The organism is Candidatus Hydrogenedentota bacterium (assembly GCA_016791475.1).
In the GTDB taxonomy this organism is placed as follows: Bacteria; Hydrogenedentota; Hydrogenedentia; order Hydrogenedentales; family JAEUWI01; genus JAEUWI01.
The window spans coordinates 115,457-129,056 of the sequence record JAEUWI010000001.1; the positions used below are offsets into that span (position 1 = coordinate 115,457).

Consider the following 13,600-nt stretch of genomic DNA (forward strand, 5'->3'; position numbering starts at 1 on the left):
GAGGCTGGGCGCGAAGAAACTATGGAGAGCATACCCGAGGGTGGGGGTAAATTGCTAACGATGGGCAGACCAGGGGCGAAAATATCGGCGCCTGGGAGGGAAAGGGCGGGCTCCAGATAGCACCGAGCCGCCGCCGATTCCGTTCCGCGGGCCGCCACTATTCAAACTCGACACCGTACAATTCCGCCTGGTACATCTGGAAGCGAAGCGTGACGGGCTTCTCCAAATCCCGCACGGTTTCGGCACTTTCCCCTTCCCACTTGAACGCGGTCCAGTGAGCGTCGCCCATGATGGGCTTACACTTTTCCAGGCTTCGATCCGCGTCGCCCACCACCTCCACCTTCACCCAGCCGGTGCGCCGGGTCGTGGCGTTGATTTTCAGCGTCTTGCCCTTTGGCATTACGGGGATCAGCGTGAATTCGGCCTCGTCCTGTGCTTCCAGCGCCACCATGCGGCCCTTGGGCCAGATGGCATAGCCCACGCCGCCCACGCGCTTTCCGCGGGGGTACTTGTGGGGGACGTTGTGGGCCAGGTAGAGCAGTGCCCAGTCGCCATTGCCCAGTTCCAGCAGATTGGGTTGGGCCCAGATGCACCCGCCATTCCAATTCCCAAAAGGCGCCGTCTCCAGAACATCGCCATCGGGCACCCAGTGCCACACCTTTCCGTCGTGGCTGGAGGCCATGGCAACGCGGGTGGTGTCGTCAATTGAAGCGTTCCAGATCGTGGGAAACATCAGATGCTGGTCTGGCGCGCCAGGGATGGTGGTGTAGCAGTTCGTGTAGAGTGATTCCGAAGGCAGCATGGAAGGGGGCGGTTCGAGAATCATTTCCGAGGGAAGGAAGCTGCGGAAGTCATCCGATTCCGTGCGGCCAATCGCCCGTCGGCCCACACCCGTCCACGAATCGCGGATGTTCGCGGGCTGGCTTGCGGCCGTTGGTCCCACGGACCAGTAGCGGGTGAAAATGACGTATTTCTTCGTCTGGACATCGTAGTAGGCCGTGTTCAAGGTGTCGCAGTACTCCACCACCAGCGGCTCCGGACGATTTCTCCACGTGATGCCGTCGGGCGACACGCTGCCCCGGAGACACGACACGCTGTCCTGTTCGCCGAGCAAGAAAGCGGCCTTCGGTTCCCACCCGTCAGGGCGCTTCGCCCGGAAGGCATCGAATTCCGCCCGAGTCATGTGCCCCACCCAGACCGCCTTGTATCGCTCCTCGGGAGCGGCGGAAGGATCGATGAATACCTGATAGATCCCGTCATCGGTGGGGTCGGTGAAGTTCAGCAGGGCCTTCTTCTCCCAGGCCATGCCGTCCTTCGATTCGTAATATTCCGTCGAAGTCCATCCCTTGTAAGTGTCGCCATCCTTGAGAATACTGCGATAGGGCATGTTCTCGAAGGGCCCCATGACCTGCGCTTTCCGCGCGGCTAACCTGATGCCGTGGGGCGGCCGGATCCCCACGAATCGCGACGCATCCACCGCTTCGTCTCCGTGAACGTAGACACTCTTGTCATTGCTGTCGCGCCAGTCCAGGTCCCCCGGATCGATGTAGTACCAGTTGGTGAACACGATGCGGTTGCCCAGAAGGTCATAGGGCTTGCCGAGCACCACCCGGTCGGTTGTGATACCCGGCAGGATTTCCCGCTCGGCCTGCGCACGAAGGCCCGCCAGCAAACTGACGGCCAACAGGATGTGGATGACGAATTGACGATGGACGGATAAAGATGACACGGCGTTTCCCTTCGGGGTTGAACCCATTGCCCGGTTCACGTGCTATAATCCGCGACTGACCGGAAAAGGTCCACGGGATTCGAACTAGAGTTTAGCCACGATTGGGTGCGAATAAGAAGGCCGAGCTTTTGTGCCCATGTCCGGAACATCGGCGACATAGTCACACCAGAACAATGGTGGTTCCGGTTTCTGTCGTCCCCGTATGCTTGGGGCGTGATTGCCGCCTGTTTCGAAGGTTTTCAATTCAAGAGGAGATTTAACGTGTTGCGTTCCGTACTGCAGGGCCTTCTGGGCCTTGCGCTGATCACCGGCATGCTGGCGCCCGCCGCCGATGCCGAAGAGACGAAGCGACTCCTGCTCATCGCGGGCACCCCCAGCCACGGCCCCGGTGACCACGAATTTAATGCGGGCGTTCAATTGCTCGCGAAATGCCTGGAGTCCGTCGAGGGCTTGGAAACCGTGGTTCAATTGAACGGCTGGCCCCAGGACGAGTCGAAGTTTGACGGCGTCGACGGCATCCTCATGTACATGGACGGTGGAAAGAATCACCCCGCGGTTCAGGCCGAACGGCTGGCCTTTCTGGGTGGACTGATGGCGAAGGGCGTGGGCCTTATGTGCGCCCATTTTGGCGTGGAAGTGCCGAAAGACAACGGAGGAGCCGAGTTCAAGCAATGGATCGGCGGCTACTACGAAGATCAGTTTTCGTGCAACCCCATGTGGAGCCCGAAATATCTCTCCTTTCCGGACCATCCCGTGGCCCGAGGGGTGAAGCCCTTCGAGATCAAGGATGAATGGTACATGCACATGCGGTTCCGCGAGGACAAGGCCGGGGTAACGGAGCTTCTGGTGGCGACCCCGCCGGACGAAGTCCGTGACGGACCCTACGTCTACCCCGCGGGCCCCTATCCTCACATCCAGGCGGATAAAGGCAAGCCCGAGTCCATGATGTGGGCCGTGGAGCGTCCCGATGGCGGTCGCGGCGTCGGTTTTACCGGTGGCCACATCCACCGCAACTGGGGCAACGACGAATTTCGAAAAATCGTGCTGAATGCCCTCGTCTGGGTGTCCGGCCTGGAGGTGCCGGAAGGCGGCGTGCAATCCTCGGTTTCCGAAGAGGACCTCGCGAAAAATCTTGACCCGAAGAAATAGCGACTACAACTGGAACGGTACACACGCATGAGCAGCAAGATTCGATGGGGCATTATGGGCACCGGGCACATCGCCAATACCTTCGCCACGGCGATCGCCTCGCTGGACGACGCGGTGGTTCAGGCGGTGGGTTCGCGCGCGCAGGAAAGCGCGGACAAGTTCGGCGCGGCCTACGGCATCCCCAACCGCCACCCCTCCTACGAGGCGCTGGCGACCGATCCCGAAGTGGACGCGGTCTATATCGCCACCCTCAATTCGCTCCACGAGGACAATACCATCCTCTGCCTCGAATCGGGCAAGGCGGTCCTCTGCGAAAAGCCGTTTACCATCAATCGCACCCAGGCCGAATCGGTCATCGCGGTCGCCCGCAGGGAAAAACGCTTCCTCATGGAAGCCATGTGGACGCGCTTCATGCCCGCGCTGCACCAGGCCATGGCCTGGATTGACGAGGGCGCCATTGGCGAGGTGCGGATGGTCCAGGCGAACTTTGGTTTCCGTTACGACGCCGCACCCCTCTTCGATCCGGAACTGGGGGGCGGAAGTCTCCTCGACGTGGGCATCTACCCCATTACCCTCGCCCATATGGCTTTCCGCAAGGCGCCCACGCAGATTCGAAGCCTGCCCTACCTCGGCCGCAACGGCGTGGACGAGCAGGCGGCCTATATTCTTGGTTATGACGGCGGCGGGCTGGCCCTTCTCGGCAGCGCGATCCAGACAAAATCTCCCTATGATGGCTACATCATGGGGACCGACGGCATGATTACGCTTCATGACTCCTTCTGGAACGCGACCAAGGTCAGCCTCGAATGCCCCGAGAAGGAAAGGATCATCCAGGAGTTTCCCCTCCACTGTAATGGTTACGAATACGAGGCGATGGAGGTGCATCGTTGTCTGCGCGAGGGTAAGCTGGAGAGTGAGATCATGCCCCTCCAGACCACGCTGGATATCCTCGAAACCATGGACAACATACGGCTCCAGTGGGGCCTTCGCTACCCGATGGAGTGACCGGAGCCGGGTAGAACAGACTAAGCAGTCGACCTTTTCGTTTCCCCAAACCAGGAGTTTCGCATGGCCAGGACGTACCGCTGGGGCATTATCGGAACCGGCAACATTGCCACAAAATTTGCCACCTGCCTCGGGGTTTGCGATAGGGCAACCCTCCAGGCGGTCGCTTCGCGAAGTCAGGAGGGTGCCGATGCGTTCGGTGAACGCTTCAATATCCCTGTGCGCCACGGGAGCTACGAGGCCCTGGCCAACGATCCCGACGTGGATGTCGTCTACGTGTCCACACCCCATGCGCTGCATATGGACAACTGCATGCTGTGCCTCCGGGCGGGCAAAGCCGTGCTTTGCGAGAAGCCCTTCACGTTGAATGCCGCCGAATCCCGCGCCGTGATCGAGGTGGCGCGTGAATCGCGGCGTTTTCTCATGGAGGGCATGTGGACCCGCTTCTTTCCGGTGGTGAAGCGGGCCGAAGCCTGGATCGCGGAAGGGGCCATCGGCGAGCCCCGCATGGTCCGGGCCGATTTCGGCTTTCGCATGGACTATGGTGATCGCGGTCGCCTCTGGGATCTGCGCCTTGGCGGCGGCAGCCTGCTGGATGTGGGGATCTACCCGATCACCATCGCGTCCATCGCTTTTCAAGACGCCCCCACGGATATCCATGGCTTTGCCCACATCGGCGAGTACGGGGTGGACGAGCAGGCGGCCTTTGTGCTCGCCTACAGCGGCGGGCGCCTCGCCACCCTTTCCAGCGCCGTCCGGACCAAGACCAACTGGGACGCCTACATCCACGGCGATACGGGCGCCATCAAGATTCACAGCCCATTCTGGCAGCCCAGCAAAGTCACGCTGATTCCCGAAAACGGCGAGGAGCAGACCATCGAGTCACCGCTGGAAAGCCTCGGATTCGAGTACGAGATACGCGAAGTCATGGCCTGCCTGGATCAGGGCTTGCTCGAGTGCCCCGCCATGCCCCATGCCCGAACCGTTGAAGTCATGGAGGTGATGGACAAGCTTCGCAGACAGTGGGGACTGCACTATCCGGGCGAACTGGTGCCGCTGAAAGGCCTCCGGCAGCCCTTTGAATAAGCCGGAACGCCGACCCCGCGGAGACCGCGCCGAACCCACCGGATCGGGCGCTCCGCCCGCTTGCGTTGTCGCCACGTTCACATCATCCTGTTACCGGGCCCCTGATCCCTGCTAAAATAGCGGTCAATATGGCAGCCACCACGCCCGACACACCGCCCGCCGCCAAGCGCCGCATCTCCCGCCGCCGACTCGTCGTCTTGCTCTCGGTGGCGCTCTTTGGCGCCCTCTTGTGGCAGGGGGTCGAGCGGTTCATTTATATCGAGCGTTACCGCCCGGTGATTGACGCGGAGTTGGAAAAGCTGATCAAGCTCCCATTGACCTTTGGGGAAATGGATCTCAAGCTTTTTCCCACACCACGTCTCGTTGTTGAGAACGTGCGGGCGGGCGAGGGGGACTTTTCCGTTTTCGCCCCGGAAGTCTCCGTGACCGCAAGTCTGGCCCGGCTGCTCCAGAAACAACTCGCACTCCATGACGTCACCTTCCACGACGCGCAACTCCGGATGCCCGAGGGCAATGAGGCCTTCAAGGCCCGGTGGTCGGACTATCTCGCCGCGCTGCGCGCACCCCGGGAAGCCACGGGAAAGCCGGGGCTCCGGGTCACCCTGGAGCGCATTAATGCGCCCGATCTTGTTGTCATGCGCGGAGCCGAAAGTGTTGCGAACGGGCTCCTCGAAGTTCTCGGGGTGACCGCGGGGGCGCCGGAGTTTGTGTTTGACCTTCTTGGCACCGGGGAACAGGGCCAGACGACGGCCCGTGGCGCGCTGACGCTCGATGTGAAGAATGATCCCAGACTACACGGTTCCGCTCTGATTCGGGGTGTGCCCCTGACCGCCCTGACCGGCGATGCGAAGCTGCCCCCGCTCCTGCTGGATGGCGAAACCACCTATGCGCTCGCGGGCGACGCCTCCCTTAGCGTGGAGGCCCGCGGGCAGGTTCGATTGCCCGATCAGGCCGACGCGCTGGGTCCCTTTGAGGTCACGGTGCGCCGTGGCGTGGACGGACTGCGTCTGGAGGGACTGCGGGTAAACACGTTGCCGGTGCGCCTCAGCGGGACGCTCGACGTACGGGATGATCGAAGCTGGGACCTCGATCTGGCGGAGGCGACGTTGCACAATCAGGGTATCGCCTGGCTGGTGGCGCTCATACCGGCCCTCCCGGTCACGACGGGCGACGGTGTATCGGCCGAGGCGGCTATGACGGCGGTCCGGTTCGGCGGCGATTCCGTCGGCGGCTTTTCCTTCGAACGTGGGGCCATAACCGCGAAGGATTTGGGTGTCCGCATCAAAGGGGGCTATGAAGTCGCGGGTATTCACGGCTCGATCACGGTTGAAAACGACGTCTATCGGCTGTCCGATTTTTCCAACGGGCACATCGAGGCGGCCGGTACCATGACCCTGGAGTACGCGACCGATACCGTGGGCCTGAACCTGACGGGCAAGTTGAATCTCGGCCCCGATTTTCCCCTGCCCGAGGCTGTATCGAATCTGTTGCGCGCGCAGACCGGTACGGTGACCATCCCCGAATTTCAGGCCACTTTTGTCGAGGGCAACGTGCAGCTTTCCACGCTCCACATCGCGGGGGCGCTCGAAAAGGGAGCCGTGTCGGCCTACGACCGAAGCGCGGGGACCTTCGCCCCGGCCACGGAAGTCACGGGGGAGGGGGTCTTTAAGGAAGGGGCACTCCACATCACCCGAATTACCGGACCCTATACAACCTTCAGCGGCACGCTGACCCCCGACGAAACCCTGCGGCGCTGGACCGTGGTTTCCAAACTCACGAGCGACCTGTCCAGCCCCCTCTGGGAGTTCATCCAGCCTGTCGGGGTCACCTTTCTGGGCGGCAAGCTCGATTGCACCCGCCTGGAGGGGGTCTACGTCCAGGGAGAGAAGAAGCCCGAAGCGCTGCAGGTCGAGGCCACCGCGAAGGGGGTTAAGGTGGCGCTCAGTACCGGAGGATACAAAGACTCGATTCAATTGGATACCCTTGCTCTCAAAGGCACCGTCGCCGAAGTGGCGTATGATGCCGGTGGCGCGTCGGGAATACTCGGCCCCTTCTCCGCCCAAGGCACCTATGGGATTGCGGGGGGCGCGGTACGGAGCCAGGTTCGGATGCGACCGGCGGAAGCGACACTGATTCCGGAGGCCTGGCGCGGCGGCGTGGGAGGAACCGTTCTGAAAGCCCTGGGTGATGTGCCCCTTACGGTGAGTTACGGCGGAACCGGCGCCCGCCTGGACCTTTCCTCCGAAGCGCCCCTGTTCCTCAAGGGTACCCTGGACATTGGGGGCGGCGCGAAAGCGAAAGCTCCCATCGGTCTCACACTTGGCGCCGCGCTTCCCACCGCCTGGCTCGCGCCCCATCTCTCGCCCGCGATAGCGCCTTCCGGCGCGGTGAAACTGGAACTCGGCGTAGACGCGGCCAGCGCCAAGATCTCGGTACGGGCGGACCTGACGGAGGCTGTGCTGGGTTGGTCGGTACTGGAGAAGAAAGCGGGTTTTCCCATGGCCCTTTCCGCAGTGGGCAACTGGGGTTCCGACGGAGCACGTATCAGCGCGGGGCACGTGGAAGCGGGCGGAGAACGAATCGACTTCACCCTTAACGCAGGGACACTTCGCGCCGACCAGTTCTCGGTCGGCCTGGCCGCCCTGGCGCCCCTGCTTCCACAGGAGGGTACGATTGGGGGGCGGATCGGCGGGAGCTATGCCGGTGAATCGGGGCCTTTGTTACTGAATTTTGACGGGGCCACGGCGCAATTCGCACCGGACCTGTTGCCTGTGGGGCTTGATGGCGCGCTGACGCGTCAAGGGGGTGCCTGGAGCGCCGAGAAGCTGGCGTGGACCATCGGCGCGAGTCAGGGCACTCTGAAAGTTACCGGCGCGGGAGAAAGCTGGCGAGGGGAATTGCAGGCGAGCCGGATTCACGCTTCCGAGCTGAAGCAGGGGTATGCCGCGTGGACGGCGCGCAGGGGCCTTCCCGCCCAAGAAAATACCCCCCCCTGGTCCTTCAGCGGCGACTTTTCCGTCACCGCCGACAGGCTGATCTGGGCGGAGGCGACGCTGGAAAACCTCCGGTGTCGCGCCCGCTTCACGCCCGGCGTCCTGCGGCTCGAAGAACTTGTCATGGCCCACGGTGCGGGGCAGTTGGCCGGTGTGGCGGGCTATGAATCCGCGCGCGAGGGCAATCCCGCCGTGCTGAGTACGGATCTGAATGTAAGCGGTGTGGACGCGGTCCTCCTCGAAGGTCTCTTTCTGGAGAAGGCGCGGGGCCTCGCCGGGCCGATGAACGGTCGCGTGGCCCTCACCATTCCCCTCGTTTCGGAGAGCCCTTCGGTGATGCACCACATCAGCGGGGATATTACCTTCGAAGGCAGGGACGGCACGCTGGGCAAGGCCGGCCTGGCCTCGAAACTGCTCGGCGCGTTGCGGACCACCGACATCCTTCGCCTTCGCATACCCCAGCTCAAGGACAAGGGCCTCTCCTTCAAGACTATTTCCGGTCATGTGGCGATTACGCAGGGGGTGTTTCGGCTGGATCCCTTCCAACTGGCGGACTCGGCCTATGTCCTGGCGGGTAAGGCGACCTTTGATTACCCGAAAGATATCGCCGAGGGCGGTGGCGAGATTCAGGTGCTCGAAGGTGTCACCGGTATGGCCCGAAAGATTCCCATCCTCGGCGATGCGGCCAATCTGGTCAGCAAAGTATTCGGCGTTCCCATCAAAGTGTCGGGTACGGCGAAGGAGCCCAGCTTCGGCGTTGGCGTGGCCGCCCCGGTCAAGTCGGGAAAGTCGCCCTGACGGATTTCTGCCGTTTCCGCGCTGGAAAAGACACCGATTTTAGTGGCGCAATTTCCTATCTTGTGCTACGCTCAATTTGAGAGCAAACGAAGGATTGAGCAATCGTCGGCGGAGCGCAAACGTCGGCAAATCGGACACTGGTTTTCCCCCGACTCAAAGCCCATCACCGGCCGAATGGCGGCCCGCAAGCGGCCGGGAGAACTTGCCCGCGTCCCGGAGTCCAGGCCATGGTCACCTTCTCAGAACACCGTGAGTACTCCCGGAGCCCCATTCACGCCAGGACCGAAGTCCGCTTGGGCAATGGCATCACCGTGGAGGGCAAGGCCGTTGACGTCAGTCTGCGCGGCCTCATGTTCGTATCCGAAAACCGCCTCCCCATTGGGAAGCCCGTGCGGGTCGTCTTGATCCTCGATGGCGATGCCGAACCCCGCCACATCAATGTCGGCGGTCAGATTGCCCGTCTCCACGATCAGGGCGTCGCCGTCCAGTTCACGGATATCGATCTGGACAATACCGAGTATCTCCGCGAGGTTATCACCTTCAATGTGCCGGAACGGGACCGGGTCATGGCCGCGACTCCCGCACCCTTGAAGCCGCGCAAGAACTAGTGCATGGCGGGATCGGGCGTGCTATAGTCATGAGGCCGACATACGTTGCAATGGGAGTATGCTGATGGCCTCTACCGTAGCCCTGTCCATGACCAAATGGTCGCTGGACCTCGCTTCGCAGTTAATTCGGGCGGATGTTCGACTTCACAACCACGAGACCATCCGGGATGACATGGCGATTATCTTCGTCGTGAACCACTTTACCCGGCTGGAGACCCTCCTGCTGCCCTACGTCATCAACAAGTACACGGGCAAGGAAGTGTGGGGCCTCGCCGCCGCCCAGTTGTTCAAGGGCCGCATCGGCCAATTTCTGCGATCCACGGGCACGGTCTCCACGTCCGATCCCGATCGGGACCGTATCATCGTTCACTCCCTGCTGACGGGGGAACACCCCTGGATGATCTTTCCCGAAGGCGCGATGATCAAAGACAAGAAGGTCATCGACCATACGGGGAAGTTCAGCATCTACAGCGATGGCAAACGCCGCCCCCCCCACACCGGGGCCGCCGTGCTCGCCCTGCGCGCCGAGTTCTACCGCCACAAGATGTCCTGTCTCGACGCCCGTCCCGGCGGCGACGCCGCACTTGCCCAGGCGATGGAACATTTCGCCCTGCCCCCGGATGCCGACGTGCTATCGAAGCGAACGGTGATCATTCCCGTCAACATAACCTATTTCCCCATCCGCGCCCGGGACAATTTTCTTCTGCGCACGGCCCGCCGCTTCGCGAAGGACCTTGGCGTGCGGGCGGTGGAGGAGCTCTCCGTGGAGGGTACGGTACTCTCCGAGGATACGGACATCGATATCACCCTGGGCGAGCCCATCGATGTTCATGATTATCTCAATGCGCCCGAGTACGCCGAAGTGATGGCCTGCGGCCTCAACGACATGCAGGCGCTGGAAACCGATCCGGGATCGGTCTTTAACGAGGCCGCGCGGAAATTGATGCTGCACTATATGCAGTCCATCTACCAGCTCACGACCATCAATTACGATCATATCTTCGCCACGATTATCCGCCACCAGCAGGCCAAGTCCTTCACCGAGCGGGCCTATCGCAACCGGATCTTTCTGTGTGTGCACCAGATTAAGAAACTGGGCCGTCACCGCCTGCACGGAGTACTGGAGCATACCTACCGGGATATCGTGTTCGAGGATCCGAGCGAGAAGTTTCTGGATTTCGCCCGGCTGTGCCTCCAGGAGGGGTTGATCGTTCGCGAGGGCAACGTCTACACCAAGAATACCGCGCTGGAACGGGGGCAAGCGGATTTTCACACCGTCCGCTTCCACGAACTCACCGAAGTAATCGCCAATGAAATCGAGCCGCTGCACGACGTCACGCGGATCGTCAAGAACATCGCCCAGATGCCCCGTCCTCAGTTGTCCCGGCGGATTCGCGAGATTTTCCTGGAGGAGGACGAGCGCTACTTCGAGGAGGACTACGCCGAATTCTACGACCCGAAGGACAGCAAAAGCCCCGATATCGGCCGGCCCTTCTTCCTCAAGCCCCTGCGCCCCAAGGCCGGCATCGTGCTGGCCCACGGCTACATGGCGGCGCCGGCGGAAGTCCGCGCCCTGGCGGATCACTTCTACCAGCAGGGTTATGCCGTGTACGGCGTGCGCCTGCGGGGCCACGGCACCTCGCCGGAAGATCTGTCCCGGCGCACCTGGGAGGACTGGTACCACTCTTTCAACCGCGGCTACGCCATCATCAAGAGCGTCACCGACCACATAATCGTCGGCGGCTTTTCCACCGGGGGGTGCCTGGCGCTCCTTGCCGCCGCCCGTAAGGGCGAGAAAATCCAGGCCGCCTTCTCCATCTGTGCGCCCCTTCAGGTCAACAACTATTCCGTGCGGCTGGTGCCGTCCATTGTCACGCTGAACGCACTCCTGAAAAAGCTCGGTCAGGGCCGGGAAGCCTGGGAATACGTGGTGAACGAGCCGGAGAACCGCCACATAAACTACGAGCGCAACCCCCTCAAGGGGATCAACGAACTCGTCAAGGTCATGAACGCCACCGAGGCCTGCCTGCCCGAAATCACCATCCCAACCCTTATCATACAGGCCTCCAAAGATCCCATCGTGAATCCCGAGAGTGGACGGCAGTTATTCGAGCAGATAGCCAGCCCCTTCAAGGAGTTGGTGATGGTGGAGCGCAGCCGCCACGGAATCGTAAATGGGGAGGGGCGGGAAGACGTTTTTTCCCATGTACAGCATTTTCTGGGCCGCGCGCCGGTCCACGGTATCATGCTTCAAGAGGAGGGGCGCCTGGCGGAATTGACCGGCTAATAGTGTGAAAGTCTAGGTCAGGGAATTCGTTGACACATCTTCGCCCCTTATGTTACCGTGATCACTGGATTTAGCGCAATTGAGGCCGGGAGGAGACTGATAGGTTTTATCAGTTTCGGTGCTTTGATTGGCTCCGGTGACACCATTGGGGTACAGCATGGAAACAGGGCTTAGGTGCCCGCAGCCCACGCCTGACAGCAGGCCGGGAAATGATGGATAAGGATTATCATGACTGGTAAAACACAACTCCTTCGTCTCAGCGTGGTTCTTACTCTGGTAATCGCCATCGGCCCTGCCTCCGCCTGGGGTCCACGCGCCCAGCGCACTATCACCGGAATGGCCATCCAGGTCATTCAAAGCAAGTACCCCGGCACGTTCCGCCCGGGGGACTCGGACTACACCCGCGATGTGCTCAAGGGCGCCGAAGCGGGCTGGTCGGTTATTGCCAAAGGCCTGCCGATTAATTCAGACGCCGAGGCGGTGCAGGCCGTGGCCAGCGAAATTGAGTTGCTGCGCGACGTCCGATCCTTCGGGGCCGGCTCCTACTTTGCCTACCGCATGGGCGCTCTTTCTTCGCTGATCGCGGACATCATGCTTCCCTACGGCCTCGCATGGGACGAGACGGATAAGAGCATGAAGGCCAAGATCGACGTTGACATCGAGGAAAACCTGAATGCCTACCGCTACACGAATTCCTCCACGGAGCGCGCGCTGATCTTGAATTCGAGCGAATATTTCGGCGCTCAGATGCATTTCTATCACGACAACAAATTGATCATCGCGGATGACTACAAGCGGGGCCGTGGTTACAACGGCCTGCTCAAGCAGAGCAGCAAGGCCCATTTCGAAGCCGCGATCAGCGCCGTATCCGACGCCTGGTACACGATTTTGACCGCAGAGAGCAAGGGCAAGTCCACCAAGACCAGCGACCTGCTCGCCCGCTATTTCGTGGACGAGATCGCCTACCAGCTCGGCGAGAAGCAGAACTTCCACCAGGCCGGCGTGGTGTACGAAAATCTGGAAACCCTCAACTCCTCCAACGCCAGCTTCTTCGAAGAGATCGGCGACCTGTACTACGCCTTCGACACGAAGGAAAGCGCCGAGCGGAGCGTGAAGGAATGGAAGCGCGCCTTTGAACTCGGCGGCGACAACCGGGAAGCGGTATCCAAGAAGATTTCCGATCATTTCCTTCGCGAAGGCCGTACCTACCTGGAACTGGCCACCGAGAAGGGTGCCGGGGAGACCGAACTGCCCAGCGCGCTTGCGTCCTTCAAGGAAGCGCTCCAGTATAACCGCACGAGCGAAGAAGCGGCCGACCTGATTCAGGACACCAACCTGAAGATCAAGGAGCGCAACGAGCGCCGCGAGATGATTGTTGACATCATCGCCACGGCCCTGCAGGTTCAGGAAGAGGCCCAGAATCAGGCCACCGGCGGCAACTTCGGCAACGCCATCGGCGAATTCAACCGCGCCAAGGAAATTCTCAGCGCGGTGGACGACGAATTCACCGACCAGGCCGACATCGCCAAAGATATGGTGGATACGATCACGAAGAACGTGAGCAAGGCCATATCCGACGTTCAGGAGCAGGCCGGCGCGGCCATCGAAAAGGGCGAAGCGCTGGAAGAGCAGCATAAGTACGACGAGGCCATCCAGCAGTACACCCTCGTGCCGACCATCGTGAGCGTTATCCCTGAAGATCACAACAACACGGCGACGCAGGACAAGAAGGACATCATTGTCCTTTCCGAAACCAAGATTGCCGAAGCGACCAACAATAAGGCGCGTTACGAGGCCAGCCAGCAAGCCGGCGGAACACCTGGTGCGCCCGGCGCCGCCCCGGCCATGCAGGCTCCAGGTGCGGCGCCTGCAGCTGTGGGAGTCGCCGCTCCACCTGCACCTCGTTCGCCGGGTGACCGGAGGCGCGCGCGCGACGAAGAGTAAC

8 protein-coding genes are annotated in these 13,600 nt (G+C 61.5%); 7 read left to right on the forward strand and 1 reads right to left on the reverse strand.

Annotated features, from left to right (window positions below; genetic code table 11):
• Positions 1-157: 157 nt before the first annotated feature.
• Positions 158-1,729, reverse strand: a complete 1,572-nt coding sequence (locus tag JNK74_00435; protein MBL7644631.1) for a hypothetical protein — start codon at positions 1,727-1,729, stop codon at positions 158-160.
• Positions 1,730-2,041: 312 nt separating this feature from the next.
• Between JNK74_00435 and JNK74_00440 the strand changes: the two genes are divergently transcribed.
• The 7 genes from JNK74_00440 (at position 2,042) to JNK74_00470 (ending at position 13,599) form a co-directional block, all read left to right on the forward strand.
• A complete protein-coding gene (locus JNK74_00440) occupies positions 2,042-2,878 on the forward strand; it encodes a ThuA domain-containing protein (GenBank protein MBL7644632.1) in 837 nt (278 codons plus the stop codon).
• A gap of 27 nt (positions 2,879-2,905) precedes the next feature.
• On the forward strand, positions 2,906-3,883 hold the full coding sequence (locus tag JNK74_00445; protein MBL7644633.1) for a Gfo/Idh/MocA family oxidoreductase: 978 nt from the start codon (positions 2,906-2,908) through the stop codon (positions 3,881-3,883).
• 63 nt (positions 3,884-3,946) lie between these two features.
• On the forward strand, positions 3,947-4,969 hold the full coding sequence (locus JNK74_00450) for a Gfo/Idh/MocA family oxidoreductase (protein ID MBL7644634.1): 1,023 nt from the start codon (positions 3,947-3,949) through the stop codon (positions 4,967-4,969).
• A gap of 128 nt (positions 4,970-5,097) precedes the next feature.
• On the forward strand, positions 5,098-8,760 hold the full coding sequence (locus tag JNK74_00455; protein MBL7644635.1) for a hypothetical protein: 3,663 nt from the start codon (positions 5,098-5,100) through the stop codon (positions 8,758-8,760).
• Positions 8,761-8,987: 227 nt separating this feature from the next.
• The gene (locus JNK74_00460) at positions 8,988-9,368 is read left to right on the forward strand and encodes a PilZ domain-containing protein (protein MBL7644636.1); all 381 of its coding nucleotides are present in this window, start codon (positions 8,988-8,990) and stop codon (positions 9,366-9,368) included.
• A 64-nt stretch (positions 9,369-9,432) separates the two neighbouring features.
• A complete protein-coding gene (locus JNK74_00465) occupies positions 9,433-11,655 on the forward strand; it encodes an alpha/beta fold hydrolase (protein MBL7644637.1) in 2,223 nt (740 codons plus the stop codon).
• A gap of 228 nt (positions 11,656-11,883) precedes the next feature.
• Complete coding sequence (locus JNK74_00470) at positions 11,884-13,599, forward strand: hypothetical protein (GenBank protein ID MBL7644638.1); 1,716 nt, start codon at positions 11,884-11,886, stop codon at positions 13,597-13,599.
• Position 13,600 lies beyond the last annotated feature (1 nt).